18 protein-coding genes are annotated in these 22,547 nt (G+C 35.2%); all 18 read right to left on the minus strand.

Annotated features, from left to right (window positions below; translation table 11 throughout):
* Positions 1–578 (minus strand): acetyltransferase (locus tag NCCP2222_RS17250; protein WP_248513621.1); only part of this gene is annotated, 578 nt, incomplete at its 3' end.
* Positions 575–1,180 carry a sugar transferase gene (locus NCCP2222_RS17255; protein WP_248513622.1) on the minus strand — a complete coding sequence of 202 codons (606 nt, stop codon included), beginning with the start codon at positions 1,178–1,180 and terminating at the stop codon, positions 575–577. The genes NCCP2222_RS17250 and NCCP2222_RS17255, both read right to left, overlap by 4 nt.
* A gap of 19 nt (positions 1,181–1,199) precedes the next feature.
* Positions 1,200–2,423 carry a glycosyltransferase family 4 protein gene (locus tag NCCP2222_RS17260; protein WP_248513623.1) on the minus strand — a complete coding sequence of 408 codons (1,224 nt, stop codon included), beginning with the start codon at positions 2,421–2,423 and terminating at the stop codon, positions 1,200–1,202.
* Complete coding sequence (locus NCCP2222_RS17265; RefSeq protein ID WP_248513624.1) at positions 2,420–3,127, minus strand: N-acetyltransferase; 708 nt, start codon at positions 3,125–3,127, stop codon at positions 2,420–2,422. Before NCCP2222_RS17265 ends, NCCP2222_RS17260 begins: the two co-directional genes overlap by 4 nt.
* Positions 3,128–3,172: 45 nt before the next feature.
* Positions 3,173–4,288 (minus strand): DegT/DnrJ/EryC1/StrS family aminotransferase, encoded by a 1,116-nt coding sequence (locus NCCP2222_RS17270; protein ID WP_248513625.1) that lies wholly within the window; start codon positions 4,286–4,288, stop codon positions 3,173–3,175.
* 23 nt (positions 4,289–4,311) lie between these two features.
* Positions 4,312–5,625 (minus strand): hypothetical protein, encoded by a 1,314-nt coding sequence (locus tag NCCP2222_RS17275; protein ID WP_248513626.1) that lies wholly within the window; start codon positions 5,623–5,625, stop codon positions 4,312–4,314.
* A 46-nt stretch (positions 5,626–5,671) separates the two neighbouring features.
* Positions 5,672–7,651: an asparagine synthase (glutamine-hydrolyzing) gene (asnB, locus tag NCCP2222_RS17280; protein ID WP_248513627.1), complete on the minus strand. Its 1,980-nt coding sequence runs from the start codon at positions 7,649–7,651 to the stop codon at positions 5,672–5,674.
* Positions 7,566–8,672: a glycosyltransferase family 4 protein gene (locus NCCP2222_RS17285; RefSeq protein WP_248513628.1), complete on the minus strand. Its 1,107-nt coding sequence runs from the start codon at positions 8,670–8,672 to the stop codon at positions 7,566–7,568. The genes asnB and NCCP2222_RS17285 overlap by 86 nt, the downstream gene beginning before the upstream one ends.
* A 65-nt stretch (positions 8,673–8,737) precedes the next feature.
* The gene (locus NCCP2222_RS17290) at positions 8,738–9,853 is read right to left on the minus strand and encodes an N-acetyl sugar amidotransferase (protein ID WP_282570730.1); all 1,116 of its coding nucleotides are present in this window, start codon (positions 9,851–9,853) and stop codon (positions 8,738–8,740) included.
* Complete coding sequence (locus tag NCCP2222_RS17295) at positions 9,850–11,109, minus strand: O-antigen ligase family protein (protein WP_248513630.1); 1,260 nt, start codon at positions 11,107–11,109, stop codon at positions 9,850–9,852. The genes NCCP2222_RS17290 and NCCP2222_RS17295 overlap by 4 nt, the downstream gene beginning before the upstream one ends.
* A 25-nt stretch (positions 11,110–11,134) precedes the next feature.
* Entirely contained in the window at positions 11,135–12,388 is a 1,254-nt protein-coding gene (locus NCCP2222_RS17300; RefSeq protein ID WP_248513631.1) for a lipopolysaccharide biosynthesis protein, read from the minus strand.
* A 35-nt stretch (positions 12,389–12,423) separates the two neighbouring features.
* Positions 12,424–13,746 carry a nucleotide sugar dehydrogenase gene (locus tag NCCP2222_RS17305; protein ID WP_248513632.1) on the minus strand — a complete coding sequence of 441 codons (1,323 nt, stop codon included), beginning with the start codon at positions 13,744–13,746 and terminating at the stop codon, positions 12,424–12,426.
* Between the two features lie 13 nt (positions 13,747–13,759).
* Positions 13,760–14,776 carry a Gfo/Idh/MocA family protein gene (locus NCCP2222_RS17310; RefSeq protein WP_248513674.1) on the minus strand — a complete coding sequence of 339 codons (1,017 nt, stop codon included), beginning with the start codon at positions 14,774–14,776 and terminating at the stop codon, positions 13,760–13,762.
* Between the two features lie 21 nt (positions 14,777–14,797).
* Positions 14,798–16,630 (minus strand): polysaccharide biosynthesis protein, encoded by a 1,833-nt coding sequence (locus NCCP2222_RS17315; protein WP_248513633.1) that lies wholly within the window; start codon positions 16,628–16,630, stop codon positions 14,798–14,800.
* A 24-nt stretch (positions 16,631–16,654) separates the two neighbouring features.
* On the minus strand, positions 16,655–17,575 hold the full coding sequence (locus tag NCCP2222_RS17320; RefSeq protein ID WP_248513634.1) for a Wzz/FepE/Etk N-terminal domain-containing protein: 921 nt from the start codon (positions 17,573–17,575) through the stop codon (positions 16,655–16,657).
* Positions 17,559–19,136: an O-antigen ligase family protein gene (locus NCCP2222_RS17325; RefSeq protein WP_248513635.1), complete on the minus strand. Its 1,578-nt coding sequence runs from the start codon at positions 19,134–19,136 to the stop codon at positions 17,559–17,561. Before NCCP2222_RS17325 ends, NCCP2222_RS17320 begins: the two co-directional genes overlap by 17 nt.
* Positions 19,137–19,151: 15 nt before the next feature.
* Positions 19,152–19,646 carry a tetratricopeptide repeat protein gene (locus NCCP2222_RS17330; protein WP_248513636.1) on the minus strand — a complete coding sequence of 165 codons (495 nt, stop codon included), beginning with the start codon at positions 19,644–19,646 and terminating at the stop codon, positions 19,152–19,154.
* Positions 19,647–19,972: 326 nt separating this feature from the next.
* On the minus strand, positions 19,973–22,547 hold a 2,575-nt coding region (locus NCCP2222_RS17335; protein ID WP_248513637.1), incomplete at its 5' end, for a hypothetical protein.

Consider the following 22,547-nt stretch of genomic DNA (forward strand, 5'->3'; position numbering starts at 1 on the left):
ACTACTACGGCAGCTGCACCTACAATCGTTCCCTCTCCAACTGTCTTACCTTGTATAACAGTAGCGTTAGTTCCAACATCTACCCTCTCTTCAAATATAACATTCCCAGAAACTGAGGCATTAGGTAAAATAGTACTATATGAAGAAATAAGAGTATCATGACCAATAGTACAATTCAAATTAATAGTAACAAAATCTTTGATTGTAATATTTGTAGTTAAGATATTCCCCTCACAAAGTATATTTCCCTTACCTATTGTATTGAATCTAGAAAATTTCACTGTCGGATGGATAAGATTCGGAAATAATATATTTGAAAAATCTATCAATTTTGCAACTACTTTTTTCTTTGCATTTGGAGAACCAATTCCTAGAACTACTGCTATTTCTTCCTTTGCTACTATCCACTCTAACCCACCCAACACTGGTAGCTCGTTAATAACATAGCCATGGTTCTCAATATTGTCATCAATAAATCCAAGCAAATTCCATTGGGCTGAACGTTCATTAATATCCTCAATTAATTGTGCAACTTCACGGGCAAACCCGCCTGATCCATATATTACAATATCCTTCACGGTTTCTTACCTCCATTAGTTCCTCGAAACTTTGTCATCGTAGCCTGTCCGTTCTGACTTATTCCTTCAGACCTCAGCACCTTCAGGACTGTCATGAATAATATCTTTAAATCCAACCAAAACGAACGATTCTCAACGTACCAAACATCCAACTCAAACTTCTCTTCCCATGTAATTGCGTTGCGGCCATTTACTTGTGCCCATCCTGTTATGCCAGGTCGGACATTATGACGTTTTGACTGCCGTTCACTATAAAGTGGTAAATACTCTACCAATAAAGGTCTAGGTCCAACAAAACTCATATCACCTTTTAATACATTCCATAATTGTGGCAATTCATCTAAACTTAATTTTCTAATTAGCCTTCCAAAGGAAGTTAAGCGAAGTTCATCAGGCAAAAACTGACCGTGAGTATCCCGCTCATTAGTCATCGAACGAAACTTATACAAACGAAATATTTCTCCCCTATAACCAGGTCTGTCTTGAGTAAATATAACCGGTGAACCTATCTTCAACTTAATTAACAACGCCGTTAAACCAATAATAACAGACAATAGTAACAATGCTAGAAAGCTAGCCACAACATCAAATATCCTTTTCATTCCGTCACACTTTCCCACGTTACTTTCTAACTATATCTTCTTCTACAATCTCAAGTAATTTATTCGAGAGTACTTCCCAAGAATAATGCTCCATAGCAAACTTTTGAATAGCTTCTCTATCGATTTTAGAAGGATTTAATAAAAAGGCCTTCATTTCCTCAGTAGTCTTAAAGTTAATTATTGCATTTGATTGCTCTAGATTTCCGATGCTATCCAAACTAGAATACATTAATACAGGCAGTCCTACTGACAAGTAATCATAGATTTTATTCATGCTAAAACCCCATTTATATAAAGGAGAGTCTTTTATAGAAATCATACCATAATCTGCATGGCGTAGAAGATCGGGGATTTGTTCTTTGGGAACTGGATCAATAAAAGTTACATTAGTTAAGTGATTATGTTCAATATATTCACTTAAAGATTTCTTTAACGGCCCTTGACCAACAAATAAAAAATGGTACTCTTTTTCTTGTTTCATTGTCTGGGTAAGTTCAAGTAGTGGTAACATATGGTTCGCCTCACCCATACTTCCAACATAAAGACATAATTTTTTACCCTTATAATAAGACAGCATTTCGTTGATTTCCTTGAATTTAATAGAATCATTTAAACGTTGAATACTATATCCATTTGGAATAAGTACTTCTTTACCTTTAGCTAGGCCTTTAGTAAAAGCATATTTGTGTGCTTTGTCAAACAAAAATATTGTTCTATCCGACTCTTTATATAAATATGTTTCTATTTTTAATAATAGACGGGTTAGAATATTTTTTTCACTTAACATGCCAAAATCTATAAATGTCTGTGGCCATAAATCTCTTTCTTCGAAATAAAACAGGCTTTTAACCTTTTTCGCCTTATTTAATCCTACAAGTGGTGTCAAAGGATGAACACTGGATCCAATTATCAAGTCAGGTTTCTCGTGTTTTATATAATTGGCCAACACTTTATTGAGACGATATGTAAAAGTAATAATATTTAACACTCGTTTAACTGATTTTTGATAACTCGGAGTTTTAATCCAAGTAAACTTTACATTATTAAAATCTTCCTCTTTCGATATACCCTTTTCATAAACCGTAGTTTCTTCCTTAGTAAAATGGTTAAAAGACGAGGCAAATATCCTTACCGTATGCCCCCTTCTTACAAGCTCTTTGGCAAGATCATAGTGTCTAGTGCCGCCAATTGATTTTGGTGATATTGCATAATGATTTAAAATCCATATATTTAATTTTTTCATTGATTTCTCAGCAACTGATCTTGAGGAACTTTTCTTAACTCCTTAGCGGGGGAACCTACAACCAGACTTTCCTTCTCCACATCTCTAGACACAACACTTCCCGCTGCCACTGTCCCATCTTCATAAATCACTTTCCCTGGCAGTACGGTAGCGTTTGCACCAATTCTTCCTCCATCTTTCACAGTAATACCTTTAAACTTATCAAATCTTTCTTTTCCACGAGCTAAATAGTTGTCATTCGTCGTAACCACACAGGGCGCAACAAATACAAAGTCCCCTAACTCTGAATATGCAGTGATATAACAGTTGGTTTCAAGTTTACAATTACTACCGACCACACAGTCATTTTCTATTGCTACTCCCCGACCAACAATCGTCTTCTTTCCGATTTTCACACGTTCCCGTACGGTTGCCAAGTCTGCAACGAACACATCTTCACCAATTTCTGCGTTTGCGTAAATAACAGCAGATGTACCTACAGTCACTCCCGATCCGATGATGGTTGGGGGTAATTTTTTTACATCAGGAAGTATAGAAGCCTTTGCTCTTACAGGCTGTTTACCGATTACAACATTATCCTGAATAATAACGTTTTGTCCGATTATCGTACCTTCATAAATCACCACATTATTGCCAATCACTACATTGCTTCCGAACTTCACGTTTTCTCCAATGAGAACATTCTGACCCTTTTCTTTTATCATTCAAATTCACCTTTCGTTTAGATACTTATCAACTAAACTTTACAGTTATTTTGAGGAATAGAACTCAACAATTTTCTGAATGACATAATCTTGTTGTTCCTTTTTAAGCTCTGGGAACATTGGCAATGATAATGCTTCCTTAGCCATCCTTTCAGTTTCTGGGAAATCCCCAGTCTGATAACCTAATTCCTTAAATACGGGCTGTAAATGTAATGGAATTGGATAATAAATCATTGTTGCAATTCCTTGGTCTTTCAAAAAAACTTGAAGTTCATCTCTATTTTTAACACGAATAGTATATTGATGATACACATGATAATTGCCGTCGACTTCAAATGGCACCACAACATACTTTCCAAGCTTAGAATTCAACTTATCGGAATAGTATGCGGCATGTTTTCGGCGATTCTCCCCCCAAGCTGGCAAATGAGGAAGTTTCACACTGAGTATTGCAGCCTGCATTTCATCCAAACGACTGTTATAGCCCAGCACATGGTGATGATATTTTGGCTTACTACCATGAACACGAATTACACGTGCAAGTTCCGCAATGCCGTCGTTATTTGAAACGATCATTCCGCCGTCACCATATGCGCCTAAATTCTTTGTAGGGAAAAAGCTATAAGTAGCAGCACTACTCATTTCACCTACTTGTTTTCCTTTATAACTAGAGCCAATTGCTTGTGCAGCATCCTCAATAACATGTAAATTATACTTTTCTGCAATATTCATAATTAAGTCCATATCTGCCATCTGTCCATATAAGTGAACTGGAATAATAGCCTTGGTTTTGTTTGTTATGGCCGCTTCAATTTTGGAAGGATCAATGTTATAAGTAATTGGATCAATATCTACAAATACAGGTACCGCATTGGCACGTACAATCGCACCAGCTGTTGCAAAGAAAGTAAATGATGTAGTAATAACCTCATCCCCACTTCCGACCCCAGCAGCTTGTAATGCGATATGGATTGCATCTGACCCATTTGCCACGCCAATGCCATGTTTTGTTTTACTCATTTCGGCAATATCATTTTCAACTTGTTTAACATGACTACCGAGGATGAATTGAGAAGAGGACATAACTTGGTCTAGTTTTGACAATATTTCTTCTTTAATTGTTTCATATTGTTCGGATAGATCTAACATCGGTATTATCATATAAATACTTCCTCTCTAAAATACTATTCTTCTTTTAATAATGGTTGTGAGGAAAGTAGCAAAATCAACTGATACAATCCATTGTAATAAGCTTCAGGTTCCTTAGCTAACGGGTTTCTAACTCTATTTGTCTTATCTAAGTAATATTTACTATAAACTTTTATATCAATCGGGAATTGCAATGACATCTCTTTAAAAATATTACTGACTCTTTCTGTATTTAAAAAATTATACCAACCAACCATTAATATACCTGAAAGAGAGTGGGGTCCATAACCAGTTCCCTTATTCGTTTCATAGTCATACCGAAAAACACCATTAGAACCATCCATGAAATTATTTAAAATATATATTTCATTTTTTCTGCTTAGGATTTTTTCATAAAATTGCAATTCTATATTCTCAAAAACTTCTTTCAATAATTGTTTCTCTTTCATCGAATTTGTTGCTTTCATTACACTAAATATTTGCAAAGGTAATCTTGTACCATGAGAGCTATCTGTATTTAAGAATTCTCGTACTTTACGTTTACCTCCTTCTATTTCTTTTATTGAATTATATCCACTGAATGCATAATCAGGATGGTCTTTCCACACATTTTCTTGAAACAACCAACCACCTTCATCAAGCAACTTTCCTTCTTGAATAAAAATACGTTGGCCATATTGATTAATTTCTTCAAGAATGGGGTTTCTTATATATTGGCTTTCATAAAAGTATTTTAAATCCGAACCAATTGATACAATAAACAACTCTTCATCAATGATTGCTTTATCATAACTAAATCTAGGATTACTTAAATTAAGTTTATACTCCAAACGTTGCTTTATTCCAATAAAATCCTCATAATCCCAATGCCACGCAGGTTCAACCTCCCAAAACTTTATCAACTCCAACTTTAATAACTCTGCTAATTGAAGATGATAATCTTCTAGTGGAACATCGTTTTCTACCAGAAGTGTTAGATATCGACTTGCAGCATAGTAATAATGAAGTTTATTCAAAAGACTAATTTCATTTTCAACGTCATAGTCCTCAACAAAAGACTTAAAATGCCTATCAATATCCATAATCCAATCATTATTGCATTTAATAAACGCTGCATGAATTGGTACCATTAAGTTATGACCTGCATCATATATATCTCGTTCAATCCAAAGCGGTTCGTTTAAGTATTTTCGTAATACTTTATCCCACAGTTCCTTCTCATCTTGATAATTTAACTCATTGTTGATAAGGACTTCCGAGGAATCATCAACAAATCCTGGATTAGATTTGTTTTCACATCCAATCATCAAGAAAACAATACAACAAACTAACATAAAAGATTTTCGCACATTATGTCCCTCTAATTTCTTAACATTTCGCGGAGATTTATTTGTATCATTTTTCATATTTATTAATATATTTTTGATATTGTCGCAACCAACTTTCTAAGGCTAATGGTGAAAAAATATCTTTAAACCATATATTCCCTGTCCCTGCCCTTTGGGTACAATACTTTTCATACTTCTCATTTAATCTTTCGTAGTTAATTAATTCTAATTTCACAATCATACTTTCCTCTGAAAAATGCTCCTTCACTTTTTCTTTGAGTTCTTTTTTCAACCACTCACTCTGTGGATTGACAAAACCTTGTTTATCTTTGCGCCAAACAACTTCGGCAGGTAAAATTGTTTCAATTGATTTTCTAAAAATATACTTTGTCCATCCATGGTTTAGTTTTGCATCTATAGGAAGTCCGATAAACTTTTCAACTAAACGATGATCTAAAAAAGGCATTCGAATCTCACAAGACCAAGCCCTCGACATTCTATTTTCAAAATGTGATATGACTGGAACGGAAAATTTTTGCACATCCAAAACTTGTCTTCTTCTCACATCATTCTCTATTCCTAATCCTATAAATACTGGTCGATAATTATCAATTACTCGTTTGCCCAAAATATTTATTTCTTTTGGTTTCAGTTGTTTCGGTAAATACCTTTTAGCTTCCTGTATTGAAAACTGATTAACTATTGTGCCTCTTTTTTTAAATCCCCATAAAACACGCATTGCTTTTATTAACTTTCCTTGCTTAATCAAACTCTGAATATAAAACCCTACATACTTACGATATCCACATAATAATTCATCTGCGCCTTGTCCACTGAGAATGACGGAAATGCCTAACTCATTAGCTTTTTTCATCAATAAATAATGAGCAACATTCGAAAATGATCCAACGGGTTCATCGTTATGCCAGTTTACTTTATCTAAAAGGGTTATCGCCTCTTCTGGTCCAAAATCCAATGTGACCTTATTCACTGATCTTCCTAAGAATTCTGCAACTGAATCAATAAAATATGACTCATCAAAACGTTTATCCTCACTTACAGCTGAAAAAATATTTAATTTGACTTCTTTACCTAATAGTTTGTGCATAACACCTGTAATTGCTGAAGAGTCAATACCTCCGGATAATAATACTCCAACTTGTTCATCACTTCTTAACTGTAGATTAACAGCATCATAAAAAAGATTTTGAATCTCTTCTATTAAGACTTCTTCGGAAGCAATTAAACCTTCTTCTAGTTTCAAGGACCAATATTGTTTAATAGGAAATTCCTTAATAATGTTTTTAGTTAAGTCGATAACTGCATAACACCCAGCCGGAAAATGGTTAATTCCTCTAAAAAATGTTTCCTCATTTGTCACTTGAAGTGATTGAGCAATATATTCACCTATTTTTTGTTCATTTAAATCAAATTTTTTATCAGCCATTTCTAATATGGTTTTAATTTCAGATCCGAAATACAATTTATTCTCTTCCATCATATATTGAAGTGGTTTTACACCCAGTCGATCACGGCATAGATAAATCTTTTTATTTTCTAGGTCATGCCAAACGAATGCCCACATACCATTAAATCTTGATATTGCTTGTTCTATACCATAATGATGTAAGCAAGTTAATAACAGTTCAGTATCCGAATTAGATTTAAAACCGTAGCCCAGGCCTTTCAATTCTTGACGGAGTTCATGAGAGTTATATAGTACCCCATCAAAAGCTATAACCCCTCTACCCTGAAAACACATTGATTGAACATTCGAACTCATCTGTTCTATTCGATATTGCCTTTGAGAGGCAAAAGCAATCCCCCAATTGTTCTCATAACTATAGTAATTCTCTTCATAACCAGATACCTTACAACCCCTCTTGATTATTGCTTGTACGTCATTTTCTTTTGTAATAGCCCCGATAATTCCTGTCATAATAACTCCTTTTAATCTGTCATTACTTAAGTAATCTTTCATAGGCAGAAACAAGTCTCTTACTTTCGGCTTCCCAATTAAAGTATTTTTCAACAGCTGCTCTACCATTTAACCCCATTCTATAAGCTTCTTCAGGATGTTCGATAATATAATCTATGGCGCTAGCTAACTCACGAGGGTTGAGAGGATTTATACAAATTCCACACTTATTGTCCTTTATTATATTCGCCCACAAAGGAAAATTTGAGCAAATGACTGGAATGCCACTCGACATATATTCAAACATTTTTATTGGCAGAGATTCTATATAACTATTAATTGGATGAAGTACAACCAAACCTGCCTTTGATCTCTTATATGTCTCATACACCTCTTCTCGATTCAAATATCCTAGTTCTCTTACATGGCCCCAACCGTCTAACTTTTTTGAAGCCTCACTTTCTTTCATAGATGCAAAGGTACCACCAAGTAACAATTCCACTTTACTGTTTGTTAATGGCAATGACTGAACCATTTCATTAATTCCTCTTACAAACGTTATTCCACCAACATAACAGACAACATCTTCTTTATCTAACCAAGCGCTCTTTATTGTTTTCGATTCATTTAGTAGAGGATAATTATGAATAACTACTGCATTACAACCAATCGATTTAAATCTATCTTTAATAAAAGGCGTTGATGTACAAACTAAATCGAACTTTTTAGACGACTTGTTCTCGTATCGCTCAAACAGATTAGCAATTAGCTTTCGAAAAATTGGGCGAATCCAATGTTTCGACATAATATCTCTCGGTAAATCTTCATGAACATCATAAATTACTTTTTTTTTCATTTTTTTTAGTTTTAGCCCTGTTGGTATTAGTTCAGGATCGTGAAAATGATAGACATCCGCATCTATTGAAAGCCCCTTCTTAAAAACATGTTTAACAGTTTTCGTCATACGCTTAACACGACCACCAGTTTCTTTGACAATCCCATGAACATGAACCCCATCAATAACTGAAGATGGGGCTCCAGGAGCCACAAGATGGACTTCATAACCAGCTTCCACAAGGGCCTTGCACTCTTTAATAAATATTCTTGTATCTGTATGACTATGTACAGATGTTAGGTGACAAACTCTCATAGGGTATCCTCACTACTCATTTTTAGTTATTTTCACATTTTTCATATTGTCAACAAGTAAATGTTTTACCGTTGTAAAAATTTATGAATCTTAAATATTTGTTTGTAAAGAAAAGTGTTTCCTGTGCAATAGTATTCGGAGTGGCTTCTATTTTCAGACGAAATTAAAGCACTTAACTCATCAATAGAAATACCCAATTTGCTTGCAATTTGTTTTTTTTCATCACTTACTTTAGAATCATCGTATGGTTTTTCTTCCAACTCTTTCAAAGCCTCATCACGGGTAATTTGTTTTGACACAATTAAACTAGATAAGTGTGCCTTCCTTTTATCAAAGTTAAATTTCACTGGAAGATAATATGATTGGAAAAACCTTGTCCAAATAGATTCATAATGCTTCCCGCCATAATATCTCCAATTAGTATTGCTCTCAAGTTCCTTTATTGCATCTTCTTTATGATATGGTAGAAGGTTCAAGGGCTCAATTACCTTCATTTTCTTAACGAAAGGATAATAGAGTTTTAATTTATAGAGGTTCATGATCGGAAAATTCTTCAGTTGCCTCTCACCATGCTTTCGTTGTATATCTATAACGTGGCTGCCATCCATTGCATTGTACCCCCACGACCCAGGAAGTATATTTTCCGTTTCCCAATTTGATCCATTTAATACATACTTAATATTATTTTTTACAGCATAAGTATATAATGTTGCAAAAAAAGCATGATCTTGTGGTATGTCTTGATTGGGTACAGCCGCTTTCAAGAATGATAATTGTAATTCTCTCATATCTTCCCAATTGATTTTCACAATTTCTAAATCGATGTTTCCATCCTTACATATTGCCTGTACATTTTCTTCAGCAATTTTGTTATTCCACCCAGCATCAACATGAACAGCAAGGAGGCGTAATCCCCATTCTTTAGCTTTATAGACTAAGTATGAGCTATCAACTCCCCCGCTTAATCCAACAATTGCATCGTAGCGCTTCCCTTCTCCTTCACTTTTTATTTTCTGGATAATTAATTCTAGTTTCCTTTGTCCTTGCTCATTTGGAAACCAAATTCGCTTCCCAACTTCTTTTGCATGCCTACAATGATTACAAACTCCTTCATGATCAAACTCAATTTCTGGATCTGTTGTATCCATTACACAATTTATACACCTTTGATATTGTCTCATAAGATTTCCTTTCTTGTTGCAAACAAATTATTTTTCTTATAATCTTCCACTTCAAAAATAGTTGGAAACATACACATTATCCCCATAAATACATAAAGAATTCGATTGCTATTAATATCTCCACTAACCATTGCAAATGATAAGTAATATATGAAAACGCCTACCGTTACCATACCTAAAGTAGGAATAAACTTATAGCTACTCCGATATAAATTAAGGGTTCTAAAAAGACTTAGTGCAAAAAATATTATACAAACTACTAATCCAATTAAGCCCATTTCGGCGATGATCTCTAGTATGATGTTATGTGGGTAGTCAGATATATCCTCCCCTGAATAGTAAAGAGGAAAACCACCTAAACCTTCCCCCACAAATGGTGACCGTTTAATCATTTCATAGGCCGATTTATATCGCTCGATTCTTCCTGCAGAAGAATCCCCACCACTCTCTTCCGTAAATAAAACACTAAACCTATATATAATCGTTTCAAAAAATCCTTTATTAACCATAATACACAACAAAGGTATAGACAAAGTAGATAACAAAAATAGTAATTTAACACCTTTGCGTAAAAAGATTATATCTCTTCTAAAGTAAAATGAATTACCAAGTATGTAAACCGAGGTAACGATAAACGCCAAAATAGGCATTCTACTTCCAGTCGCAAATAAGACAAAAGCTGTAATTGATGCAACAAGTAAACTCAACATTTTCAATCTCTTACTATGCGCTTCTAGTAAAAAGTAGAAAACTTGAATGATCAATCCAATTCCATTTAACAAAGCTAATCCTTGATAGTTACCACCATTAAACCCGATAAAACCCAGTGAAGATCCCCTATGAAATATAGAAGGCAATGAAAATACAGACAATACAAAAGCAATCATAGCAATAGAGATAAAAAAACGATGTAAAGCTTTTTTATTGTCAAGTAATATTAATGCAAATACTATTGAAGGAAGTGTGACAAAACTGAATTTCAATATTTTCTCTGTAGCATAAATCTCTCCTAGAGAAATTATATAGCTAATTAAAAACATTGAATAAATTATAGTCAAGCTAATGATCGGAAGTAGTATTGTTTTATGAATCCTCTTTTTGGACGCTATTTTAATAACTACTGCAATAAAAGTTAATGCTATAAATAATATTGAGATATCTATAGGTAAATTTAGACTCTCCTTAAAAACTCCAGAAAATAAAAGTAATGCAAAAAACAATTCACCGCACAGTATACTCTTTATTATTTTTTTCATTATTCATCCTCTATGCTGTTGTAATTTATTTAGGTTGATTTGCTTGCGAAAATTTGTATGACAAAACAATAAATATGATATACTTCAAAACTAATACTCCCGAAAACATTAATAAAGAGGTAAGTGAAGACTTAAAATAAAAATATCCAACAACAAACGCTAGAATTGATAAGATTAAAATAATGAATTGAATTAAAAACTCTATTTTAATCTTTTTCGCTATGACAAACATATGTGATAGTGGATTAGAAATAAATTGTAAGTAAAGCGCAGGTAACAATATCTTTGTATACGTACCAGCTATTCCCCATTCCTCTCCAAAAACAAAACTAAATAGCTCTTCAGCAAAGAATAGCATGAGCACAAAGGGAATAATTGGGATGAGAGCAAGAACTTTAAATGTCTTCTTATAAAGTTCTTTACACTCACCTTGCTCTCTATATAGTTTGCTAGCAGTAGATAAAAACACATCCCCGACTGCTTTACCAATTAAAGATAATGGCAAGCTAATCGTACGCGTTGTAAGCGAATAATAACCAGTAAATTGTGTCCCAAAAAATTTACTTAGTAAAAAACTTGGAATATTTGCTGATAGCGCTTCTGTTGAGTGAGTAATCATTGCATATTTGGGAAACTCATTATATTCTTTTCCGACTAATACTAATGTATTTTTATGGATCCTTTCTTTTTTAAACATCATTGGGATCTCTGCTTTTTTATTAAGACTAATTAATGAGGCTACTTGTCCAAAACAGTAGCCAATTAATAGCCCTAGACTACCTAATTTCGCAAGACCAATTACCATTTGTGCTATTGCCATTCCTATAGACTGACTAATTTTAGAATGTGCCAAAGAATCAAATCGTCCCCAACGGTTATTTAAATAGGTAAATGAACTTAAAAGCCCAGTTAAAAATAAGCCTATTGGAAGTAAGTAGAGCAAGTTTTCATCCTGTAGAGACATAACCTTCATAATAATTTGACCCCAGGACATAACTATTATTACTGTAACTAGCGTAACACAGATATTTATCAAAAAAGTTAAGTAAAATAGCGCTAATGCTTTTCTTTCATCCTTAGGCAACGCTATTGCAAGCTCATATCTTCCACTAATAATTGGAGTTAAAACAGATATTATTGCTATATAAATTGCAAAAAGGCCAAACTGCTCTGGCGTATATATTCTTGTTAAAATAGGTGATATTAAAATAGGCAAGAATTGTGCAATCGCTGTACCTTTCATTAAAGTTAATACATGTTTAACGAATTGGTTTTTCATAACTCAAGCGCCCTCATTCCCTTCCTAATTTCCATTTATAATTTTATATATTTCACTTTGGTAAAGTCTTGATTTGTATTCCTAGTATCTAAGAGGAAGTTTGCATGATTGTTAATTAGTTCATAATCGAAGTTACTATGATTTGTCGCGATGACTACAAGGTCTGCTGCTTGTAATCTCTCTTTCGTCAACTCAATTGTTTGTATTAATTCTCCATTTAACTTAAAAACCGGCACGTAAGGGTCAGCTACTTCCCATTCTGAACCTGCCAAAGTTAGTCGTTCTAAAATTGGCAATACAGGGGACTCTCTATAATCGTCAATGTCCTTTTTATATGCAACACCGAGCACTAAAATTGTAGACCCTTTTACAGACTTCCCTTGTTCATTTAATATTGCAGCACAACGCTGTACAACAAAGTCAGGCATGCTATCATTTATTTCACCCGCTGTTTCAATAAGTTTTGTATGATAGTTATATTCACGGGCTTTCCAAGTTAAATACCATGGATCTATAGGAATGCAATGCCCACCAAGTCCAGGGCCAGGGTAAAACGGCATAAATCCATAAGGTTTTGTTGCTGCGGCATCGATAACTTCCCATACATCTATGTTCATTTTATGACATAATATAGCCATTTCATTGGCGAGTGCAATGTTAATATTTCGAAAGGTGTTTTCTAACAACTTCTCCATCTCTGCAACTTTCGGACTGGACACTTCATGCACATCTCCATCCAATACAGCACGATACATGGCAGCAGCAACTTTCGTGCAATTTTCTGTAACTCCACCTACCACCTTGGGAGTATTTTTTGTCTTAAACTGTTTATTACCAGGATCTACACGCTCTGGTGAGTATGCTAAGAAAATGTCTTTCCCAATGATTAAGCCTCTTTTTTCAAGAATTGGTTTGATAAGCTCTTCGGTGGTACCAGGATATGTTGTACTTTCAAGAACGACTAATGTGCCGGTTGTTATATATTCTGCAATTGCTTTAGCTGAGCTTTCAATATACTTCATATTTGGCTGTTTATATATATCTAGTGGTGTAGGAACACAAATAGCGACTGCGTCTACATCACGAATAAATGTGTAGTCTGCAGTCGCCTTTAGCTTTTCAGTTTTAACTAGTGATTCAAGATCCTCTTGAATCACATCACCAATATAATTTTTTCCTTCATTCACCATTTGCACTTTTTCTTCTTGCACATCGAAACCAATCACTGTAAAGCCTGCTTTAGCTTTTTCAACTGCTAGGGGAAGTCCTACATATCCTAACCCTACGACACCAATTGTAGCCGTTTTGGTATTAAGTTTATCTATTAATATACTTGATTTGTTCTGTACTTTAGTCATTCTGTTCATTCCTTTACAACAGATTCACGAGTTTATTTGTGCTTGAGGATTCATATAAAGATAAAACGAGTTTTATTGCATTTCTACCCTCTATACCGGTAATTGCCGGTTTTCGTCCATGTTGGATCGAATGGATCATATCTTCTATTATTGCTTCATGGCCAGGTTTGCCCCAAGGATCATTTTTAAGTTCATTGATCACAACATTGCATTGGTCAAAATCCATACTTTCCATTTCTAACGTCTCAAAATAAAGAGCATTTGCTCCACCAATTTTCACAGTTCCTTTTTCTCCGAAAATTGTAATCGATTCTTCATAGTTTTTTGGGTATACGGTTGTTGAAGCTTGAATAGTAGCAAGAACTCCAGATGAAAATTGTATTATACCTGTAAAGACATCTTCTGCTTCAATATTTCGGAGACGCGTCGCCCCCATCCCAAACACTTTCTTAGGTTTTCCTAAATACCATAAGAGTAAATCTAAATTATGAATCGCTTGATTCATTAATACCCCACCATCATGTGCTTTTGTACCTCGCCATGGGGCTTGATCATAATATTCTTGCCCTCGATTCCAATTGACAGTACAGAGCGCATGACTTAACTTCCCTAATCGATTCTCTTCAATTATTTCCTTAAGTTTCATAGCAGCTGGCCGAAAACGATTAGGATGCACTACGGCCAATTCCACATTGTAATTATTGGCTGCATCAATAATCCGATCAGCCTCTGTCAATGTCATTGCAATCGGTTTCTCTACAATAATATGTTTGCCATGAGCAGCAACAAGTTCAGCAAGATCAGCATGCGAACCACTAGGTGTACAAATATTGACTATGTTAATTGTGTCATCTTTCAACATTTCTTCTATTGTTGTATAGGGAGTGGCTCCATATTGAGTCGTATACGGTTCCATCAATTTTGGAACTCGATCGCAGACTGCCACTAACTTTGCATTTTTCACATTTTGAATTGCCTGTGCATGTTTATTAGCAATAAAGCCACAACCAATAATAGCAAAATTCATTATATTACCTTCTTTATTTAATGATTATCTTAAAGAGAATGCATTTTTAGTTTCTACAACCTTACGATTTGCCAATCCGACTAACGTTTCTTTTAATTCCTCATCATTCATATGCACTAGCTTCTCCATTATATAATTCATTTCTAATTCACTGATTGGGGTCGCTTTTCCTATATAAATTTTCGGATATATATATTCGCTTTGTCGCTCGTTTTCATTTAGCAGCTCTTCATATAGCTTTTCACCAGGTCGGATCCCAGAGTATCTAATCTCTATTTCATGTTCCGAATACCCTGATAACCGGATCATATTTTTCGCTAAGTCGACAATCTTCACAGGCTCCCCCATATCAAGAACAAAAACTTCTCCTCCAGAAGCCAGTGTACCTGCTTGTATAACAAGTTTTGAAGCTTCTGGAATCGTCATAAAGTAACGAGTCATATTCGGGTCTGTTACGGTTACCGGGCCGCCTCTAGCTATCTGGTTTTTGAATAATGGGACCACACTTCCCCGTGAACCTAACACGTTACCGAAACGAACCGCAGCAAACTTTGTCTCGCTGGTTTTTGCCAGATTTTGAATAATCATCTCAGCGAACCTTTTTGTAGACCCCATTACGTTGGGCGGATTTACTGCTTTATCAGTCGATACCAGTACAAAATGCTTAATACCATAAGCATCAGCAGCTTCAGCAACATTCTTTGTTCCAAAAATATTATTCTTTACTGCCTCCATGGGATTCGACTCCATTAATGGTACATGCTTATGAGCAGCGGCGTGATAAATGACGTCTGGATTGTACTTACTTACAATGTCGAATATTCTTTCGCGATCTTGTATGTCTGCAATAATCGGGATTATCTTTGTTGTATTAATAAGAACTTTACTGCGTAATTCCATATCAATATTGTAGATAGAACTTTCTCCATGTCCAAGCAACAATAATTCTTTAGGCCTAAACTCTAATACCTGCCGACATATTTCTGACCCAATTGAACCTCCCGCTCCTGTTACAAGTATTGTTTTATTTGTCAGCTTATCCGCAATTGCTTTTAAATCTAACTTTACTTCTTCTCGCCCAAGAAGATCTTCAATTCTGACATCCTGCATATCATTTACGGAGACCTTTCCCGTCATAACATCTTCAATCTTGGGCATTATTTTAACTTTCGCACCGGTTTTCGCACATTTTTCATAAATACTATTTATTCCTACGCGACCAAGGGAAGGTATTGCTATTATGATATCTGTTATTCTCTTTCTTTCCACAAGTCTTTCAATATCTTTCGTCTTACCTTGAACAGTAATGTTCATGATTTTTAGATGTTGCTTTCTTGGATCATCATCTACGAATGCAACTGGCAAAAATTCTGGTTGATGAGCCTGTTGAAGATTTCTCGCAAGCATAGTCCCTGCTTGACCTGCACCAACAATAAGAACCCTCCGCATTTCTTCTTGAGCAATAAATGACTCATGGTCTTTGACAAGGCGCAATAAGAAACGTGATCCCCCAATCATAATGATATGAAGCATCCAGGTAATCGCCATGACTCTAAAGTAAATGTCGTTTTTGATCAAATATTGCATTCCACTGGCCGCAGCAACAGAGATTGTTACTGCAATCCCAATCGTTAATAATTCTCGAACGGAGGCAACACTCCAGACACGATCATATAGGTGAAAAAAGTAAGCGGCAACATGGTGACTGATTAATAATGTTACAGCACTAATTAGAATGACAGTATCCGAGTAGCCAGGAATAGTAGGATGCAGTAAGTAATAGCTCATAAAAATTGCCGAAAGAACGATTGCTGAGTCAAGTATAAAAAATGTGAGATAACGTAATCTATAACTCATTCAATTAACCTTCTCTCTTGCTGCTTACTTTGCTGGCGCCGAGTTCTTCCAATATTCTCGAAAAAACGCAATTCCCACCCCTGCCATTAATCCAATAATAAAAGCAATTGCCATATTTAATACCTTATTAGGTCCAGATGGTACCTCTGGCAATGTTGGATCGACAATCAGACGGATAAATGGATCGGGACGGAAACTATCTAAACCCGTTTTCACAGATTGATATTTATCTAAAACAGATCTGTATTCCGCTGACTTAGAGTCAATTTGCGCTTGCATTTGCATCAAATCGTTATGCAACGTACCATCCACTTTAGTTAATGCAGTCATTTGTTGATCTGTTATCGGTGTGATAATTTGCGAACCAACTAGTGTTTGCATAATTAATATTTCTGGCAGACCATTAGATCTAACTTTTTGATTATATTGTCCTATCAATGTTTCGATTTCTGCGGAAAGATGTTTAGCCTCTGATGCGTATGTCTTTTCAAGCTCATTTAATGTATTTTTCACTGACTGATTCATTTGTTCTTTTGCCTTTAGAATGAATAAGTTCAGTTTCTCTTGAGCATCACCCGGTGTTGATGCAGTATATCTCAACTCTACTAAATTCGTATTTGTCTGTTCAGTAATAGAAATCTTTTCTTCATCAAACTTCTCATTGAAACCAGCTTCTTGCAGAGCTTCATTCATCATAGTTTGGTTTTTTATTCGTTGTGTAAATACAACTGGTGTAAACTCTGCAGCAACGTAACTAGACATAATTCCTGTATCCTGTACTTCACTAGCTACTTGAACTGTAGCCTTAGATACAAATTGCTTAGGTAGGACAAACCAACTTAAGACGGCTGCTGCTAAAACGAATATTGCAGTTAGTAAAGCGATCAGCCACTTTCCTCTCCAAATAATCTCCATTAATTCTCGTAACTCAATTGTCTCTTCCATCATTTTTCTCCTTGATGTCATTATTTGCTAGTAACAATCCCATCATGATTCCTGCAATAGCCCACATTGGTCCTGCTGTCCCTGGAAGTGAATCGTTAAATAGCGCTTGGAATAAGAAGGCAAGCCAGCCTATAGCCAAAACAGACAATAAGATGTGTTTTCTTGTGAAAATTATCTTTACCGCAAAGATGACTGTTAATAATAGTACTCCAGCAAAGCCAATAAAACCGAATATACCGGTACCGTAAAATATTCCGACATACATACTATGAGGTTTATCAATAATTGTATTTTCGTCCAGCATACCTGACCTTGCATCAATATTGTAATGTGGAAAATGATATTTAAGCGTATCAAGTCCATATCCAATTAAAGGTCGATTCATAGTTAAGTTTATTGTTTTCTCCCAAATATAAGCACGCCCAGAACCGGCGGCCACTCCTCTTTCAGGGAGGTTAGGTAGTTCAAATGTAGAATCAGCTGCATAAGCTTTATGACCAAACAAAATATCTATGTCGTATGAAGTTCCTAAAGCTACTGGCGTTTTCTTGAAATATGGATTTTCCTTAACAATAAAACCTATGGATTCGTCCCAAACTCTATAATCCTTTGTAGCGAGAACATGAAATACCGGCACACTTAAAATATAGAAAACTATTAATATCAAGAATCCCTTTTTAATACTTTCAGACTTAAAAGCGATTATTAAAAGAAAAGGAGTAAATGCAACTAATGTAAGAAAGCCACTAGTAGAAATCGACATAAGCATAATTGCTAAAGAAGCGACAGCAACAAACAAATTTGTTATGCTCCGAATTTTGTTTTTATCTAAAATTGCCCAAGCAAGATACATTACAGTGATAATCGCAAACATCCCACTCATGTAATTCCATTGGTTGAGTGTTCCTACGAGAGTAGAACTTTCTCCCAATGATGCACCTTCTGGAAGAAACAAAGTCATAAATTTTTGGATTGGAGTATATTTCATGGCATCATACCCATAGAAATTCATCGTAATAAGGATGAAATTTATAAATACAAATGGATATAATATATACATAACATAATGAATAGCCCTTTTCGGATATTGAATATTCATGGCAACAAAAAATAAAGCTAAATAGCATATGTATGATACAGCACCATCTGAGCGATCAAATTGCCCCCAGAGAGCGATAGAAATACTTGGGGATAACAATGTAGAAAGAATAATCGCAGCCAAAAAAATGCCTAAGAAGATATTTAGTTTTGTCTTTCGAAGAACACCATTCATAAACATAATCTTTGAGAGTAATAACAAAACTGCGATCACCGTTATTACTATGAGGACAGTCATTTTATAATATGTAAAGAGATCCCCTTTCAAGCCACTCGAAAGCAACTCAATATTGGTAATATTAGGGCCGATTACATCTTTTACATGACCCCCAACTAATAAAGGTACTAATCCGATGGCGATTAATAATAAACCAAAAATCCAGCGATCAGTTTTTGTTTGGGATAACTTATCTTCCTCGTCCTCAAATATAGTTTCTTTCTCTATTTTATAGTAATAACTCATAATTTAATTCCTTTCTTATAATTGCTCTGCAAGCTGCTCTTGCAACTCCGCAATTCTTTCTTGATACTCAGGAAAACTTTCGGGTGCAGCTAATTCAGTGCACTTTTCAAGTACAATTTGGGCTTCCTTTTTCATATCAGCATGGATGAGAATTTCAGCATATTGCAACATAAAGATAGAATCTTCTACATTATGTGGATTAATTTCTAAGACCTTTTGAAAATGTTGCATACTTTTTTTATATTCTCCAACACTCACTGTAGCAAGTCCCATAACATAGTGGTACATTTCTGTATTTTTTTGACTATCCTCTAACAAACGAGATTTTTCTATTGTTATTTCGAAATGATTTTCTTGAAGGGCACTAACCATCTCATTATAAGTGCTTGCATTCTGGGAAAATGTCTTATCCTGTGATTTCCCTAAAAGATTTGCAACAATCAAACAAACAGTTGCTAACAAGATTATACTAACCACTATATTTCTTCTAACCGAATTTTCTAGACTCATAATATTGTTCAGCCTTCCAGTTATATTATTATCCATATCCTTTACAGTATATCTCATCGGACTACAAAAGTCACTACGGATGAGGTGTTTTCATGATACTAAGTACTTAATATATACATTTCGTAAATAGTCTTTTTTTTTGGTATAAAGAGCACCTCCTTGCCTCATTCACTAATATATTTCAAATATTTTATGGTAACTATAAAATTATTAATTGTTTAATAGAAAACAGCCCTTCAACCGATACCTCAGTCGAAAGGCTGTTTTATATTTTATCCTAAATCAACCAGACTCGCATCTAAGTTAAATAAGGATATTAAACTTAATTAGTTAGATACTGAAACACCAGTTACAGTAACAACTTTATCAGTCAACTTAGATTTAAGTGGGTTTGCACCTACGTTGAACGTAGTTACTGGAGTACCCACAGGAATTGCTGTATCAAGTGTTACAACCACTTTTTGAGATTCAACACTTGCTACAGTACCTGTAGTACCGTTTACAGTTACAGCAGCGCCAACAGAAACATTCACTGCAGTTGAGAATGTAAATGTGATTTCTTGTTTAGTTGCATCAGCTTCTCTAACTCCATTTTCTGTTGTTACTGGAGTTAGTGATCCAATTCTGTATGTGAATTGAGTACCATCTGCCTTACCAACTAATTTAATGTCAGCAGAATCTGCTGTTGCGGTAACTACACCACCAGCAGCATTAATTTTAGAAATTAAATCGGATACTGAATTATAAACATACTGATCTCTTCCAGTTGCAGCTGAATTATACGTAAACGTTTGACCATTTACAGTTAGTGACTGTGTCCCAAGCGCAGCACTAGTAATAGTTGCTGTTGCAGGAGTTGCTGTTGTTACTGCAACTGCTTCCTTAGTAATCTTAGCTGTATTTAATGTAGTAGTTGCGTTAACTTTTGGAGAAGTAGAAGAAGCACGTACTACTCTGAAAGATTTATTTCCGTCTTTGTCTTGGATGTATGTTACTACTACACCAGCTGGATAAGATTCTAATTCAGCAATAAATGCGTCTACTCCAATTAACTCTGATCCATTACCACCAAAGAATTTCGCGTCCGCCAAAGAAATTGGGTCTTTACCGGAGAATTCTAAGTGAGTTTTATTAACAGCTACGACACTCTCTGTAATTTCTGTACCAACAGAAGTTGTAGAAGTAAATGTCGCTTCCGCTTCTTTAGAAGTGAATGCATAGTCTTTGCCATCAGTGTTACGAGCAATACCTGTAGCAACTACTTTTACTGAAGTTGTTTTGTTATCAATTGAATTCACATACAAATCTGTGTTTGGTTCTGTGTAACTTACAGTATAGCTACGGTTCGGTGAAATCACTTGAGAGCCAACTTTAATATCATTAGCACCCGTATTATAGATTGTGTACGTTACAGATTTAATTGACGTTCCTGGCATGTTTTTACCACTTTGGTTAACTAGCTCTGCTCGGAACAATGCTGTTTCATTACCTTTAAAGCTCTTAACAGCCTCAGTTAAATCTGATGGTAAATATGATTTAACTGCTGAGCCATCTAGATAAGCCTCTTGGAAGTAAGAAATTGGTGCTACTGCTTTCGGTTCACCTTCGTCAAGAGTACCTTGCTTAGCATTAGAAGTATTAATATCAATCCATGCGATTGGTGTAGCATATGCGTTAACTGTATTCGAACCGATTACAAAAGTTGCTTCACCTTTAGAATCTGTCTTAACAGAAATTTGTTTACCAGCGTAAGCTTTGTTAACAACAAATTGCGCATCAGTATTTGTAGAAATTACACGGTCTAAGTCTTCATTGAAGGCTACGTTAACGATTTCGTTCTTAGCAACTTTACCTTCTTTATCTTTGACGACTACTTTGTACTCACGTCCATTAGTAGCGCCAATTGCTGCAACTTCTCCACCTTCACGAGTTAACTCGATAGTGTATTGTGCTTGAACAGCTCCGAATGTTACTTTGGAAGCAGCCGCTTGCAATGAAGAAGCTTTATAAGTTTTAGTGCTTTCACCTGTTGTAGTATTCAAACCGTATACAACTGGAGTTACAGCAGAATTTGTGCCTGAAACTGTGAAAGTAGCTTCACCTTTTGAATCAGTAGTAATTTGTGCAGCTTCTGTTTTAGTATTGTTGCTTAACTGAGAAACCTCAACACCATTAATAGTAACATTTTGCAACTTATCAGCTGTTACCCCGATGTTTTCAAGAACAGAAACATTGAAAGTTTTGTTCGCTTCTGCTTTTCCAGTTTCAGGGTTTTTGTAAGTAACTTTGTATGTCTTATTTGCACCGTTATTAATTGTGTCACCTTTAGTTACTTCTTCAATGGAAAGGATTGTGTCAACTCCCCAGAATACATAACCAAGGCTACGCACAGTTGGAGCACCTGTTGGATAAGCTACAACAGAGTCAGTGCCAGCTGAATATTGTGTATAAGAGAATGTTGCAATACCGTTCTCATCTGTAACCGCTTCAAACACTTGGTCTTTATTAAGCGTACCAATTGTGTTTGCTTTTACGTTAAATGTTACAGGAATGCCTGCTTGTTTCACGCCTACATCAGCAGAAACGATTGCTTGTTGACCTACTTTACCTTGTACAGATTGAGTTGTGATATCAATCTTAGTAGGAATTACAGCTGAAACGCCTTTGAATTTACCTACTTCTTTACCGTCAACAGATACTGTATATTCTTTACCGCCTTCTTGAACAGCAGTTGTCAATACAACAGTTTTGTTGTCAGATTGTTTAACTGCTGCGTTAGAAACAGTTAAACCTTCGATTGTGAAGTTCAAGGAGTTTACGTTTTCAACAGCATCTTTGAATGTTACTTCAACAGTTGTTGCGTTTACACCTTTAACAGTTGCTTTACCTACAACAGTACCA

This window comes from Sporosarcina sp. NCCP-2222 (assembly GCF_023168145.1).
Lineage (GTDB): Bacteria > Bacillota > Bacilli > Bacillales_A > Planococcaceae > Sporosarcina.